At 63.3% G+C, this 2,245-nt stretch carries 2 protein-coding genes; both read right to left on the minus strand.

Going from position 1 to position 2,245, the window contains the following annotated elements; genetic code table 11:
* Positions 1-632: IS21-like element helper ATPase IstB (istB, locus tag IL54_RS19205; protein WP_037479627.1), on the minus strand; the 632-nt coding region annotated here is incomplete at its 3' end.
* Positions 619-2,133, minus strand: coding sequence for an IS21 family transposase (gene istA, locus IL54_RS19210; protein WP_037474355.1), 1,515 nt, complete (start codon positions 2,131-2,133; stop codon positions 619-621). The genes istB and istA, both read right to left, overlap by 14 nt.
* Positions 2,134-2,245: the final 112 nt, after the last annotated feature.

Below are 2,245 nucleotides of genomic sequence, written 5' to 3' on the forward strand. Positions count from 1 at the left end.
TCGCCGAACACGGTGGGCCACTCGCCAAAGGCGAGGTTGGTGGTGATGATGACACTGGTCTGCTCATAGAGTTTGCTGATCAGGTGGAACAGCAACTGGCCGCCCGATCGGGCGAACGGCAGATAGCCCAGTTCGTCGAGTACGATCAGATCGAGACGGGATAGCTGGGCGGCGAGAGCGCCACTCTTGCCGATCCTGGCCTCCTCTTCGAGGCGGGTCACCAGATCGACCGTGTTGAAGTAGCGGCCCCGGGCGCCGGAGCGCACAACATTGGCGGTGATGGCGATGGCCAGATGGGTCTTTCCTGTGCCTGTGCCGCCGACCAGGACGATATTGCGCCGTGCGGGCAGGAACGTGCCGCTGTGCAATGAACGCACCAGCCCCTCGTTGATTGGGGTACCCTCGAACCGGAAGGCGTCGATGTCCTTCACGACGGGCAGCCTGGCAGCGGCCATCCGGTATCGGATCGACGCGGCATGACGATGCGTCGCCTCCACCCTCAGAAGATCGGTCAGTATCTCCATGGTGGTGCGCTGGCGCTGAATGCCGGTGGTGACGGCATCGTCGAACGCGCCTGCCATGCCCTTGAGGCCAAGCCCGCGCATGGCCTCGATCATGTCATGCCGCTGCATCGAAGGTCCTCAACTGGTCGTAACGGGCACAGTCGGCGATCGGGGGATGGCGCAAAGCGCTATCCTCGGAGGTGATGATCGTCAGCGGACGCGGGGGTTCCCGGCGTCGTGCCAGGATGTTGAGGATCAGGTCGTCGCTTGCCGTGCCCGTCGCCAGTGCCTCACGCACAGCGGCTTCGACAGGCTCCAGGCCATCGGTCAGTACGGCCGACAACACACGGACGAACCGGCGATCGGCATCGTCGCCATTACCCAGCTTGCGGCGCAGGCGGGCAAGCGCCGGTGGCAGATCCCAGTCCTGGAAGGGGGCACCGTTCCGCAGCGCGCCAGGCTTGCGGGCCAGCACTGGCAGATAATGCCAGGGGTCATAGATCGTGCGGTTGCGCCCAAAGTAGCGAGGATGTTCAGCGACAACCTCTTCGCCGCAGCGAACGACGATGCGATCGGCATAGGCGCGGACCTGCACCGTGCGTCGTGCCACCGTCGAGAGCACCGAGTAGCGGTTGCGGTCGAAGCTGATCAGGCAGGTGCCGGTCACGGCATGCTCGCTCTCATTGAAGCCGTCGAACGGTCCCAGCATCGGCTGCAGCGCAGATCGTTCGATCTCCAGCATCTGCGCCACGGTCAGCTCTCCCTGTTCGGGATGGGGCTGCCGTTCCGCCCAGCGCCGACACTCGGCCTCCAGCCAGCCATTGAGCTCTTCGAGACTGGCGAACCGCAACCGGGGCTGGAAGAAGCGACCCCGGATCGTCTGCACCTGGTTCTCGACCTGACCCTTCTCCCATCCCGCCGCAGGCGAGCAGGCCGTGGGCTCGACCATATAATGGTCGGTCATGATCAGGAACCGCCGGTTGAAGACGCGTTCCTTGCCGGTGAACACGCTCGTCACAGCCGTCTTCATATTATCGTAGATGCCGCGCCCTGGCACGCCGCCGAAGAAATCAAAGCCCCGCGCATGCGCGTCGAACAGCATCTCCTGGCTCTCACGAGGATAAGCCCGGACATAGACCGCGCGTGAGGCACACAGTCGCATATGCGCGACCTTCACCCGCATCGGTGCCCCGGCGATCTCAACATCTTCATGGCTCCAGTCGAACTGGTAGGCCTCGCCTGGCCTGAACATCAGCGGGATGAAGGCCGTGACACCATCGCCGGCATCTTTGCGCCGTTCCAACTTCCATCGCGCCGCGTAGCGCCGCACGGCATCGTAGGATCCCTCAAAGCCTTCGCGCACCAACAGATCATGGATCCGCGTCATCCGCAGCCGGTCACGCCTGCCGCGCAGCTCGTTCTCTTCCAGCAGCGTGTTGAGGCGATCCTGAAACGGACCGATCCTGGGCAGCGGCTGAACCTTGCGCTGATAATCAAAGGCGCCCTCCGGCGCTCGGACCGCTTTGCGGATGACCTTCCGCGACACATGCAGGTCCCGCGCGATCGCCTTGATCGCCTTGCCTCCGGCATACTCACGCCGGATCCGTAAAACTGTCTCCAAAACCAACATCCCGATCTCGCCGCCTGAAAATCCAGGAAGCTGCTTAAACCATCGAAATGAGGGGTCCCTTTTAGACGCCGATCACCCCGCTAACGGGGTCCCTTTTGCACGCCGATCCACA

The organism is Sphingobium sp. ba1 (assembly GCF_000743655.1).
Lineage (GTDB): Bacteria > Pseudomonadota > Alphaproteobacteria > Sphingomonadales > Sphingomonadaceae > Sphingobium.

Bases quoted from the DNA above. Each gene is read 5' to 3' on its own strand.
- istA (WP_037474355.1), bottom strand. From the start codon at position 2,133: ATGTTGGTTTTGGAGACAGTTTTACGGATCCGGCGTGAGTATGCCGGA.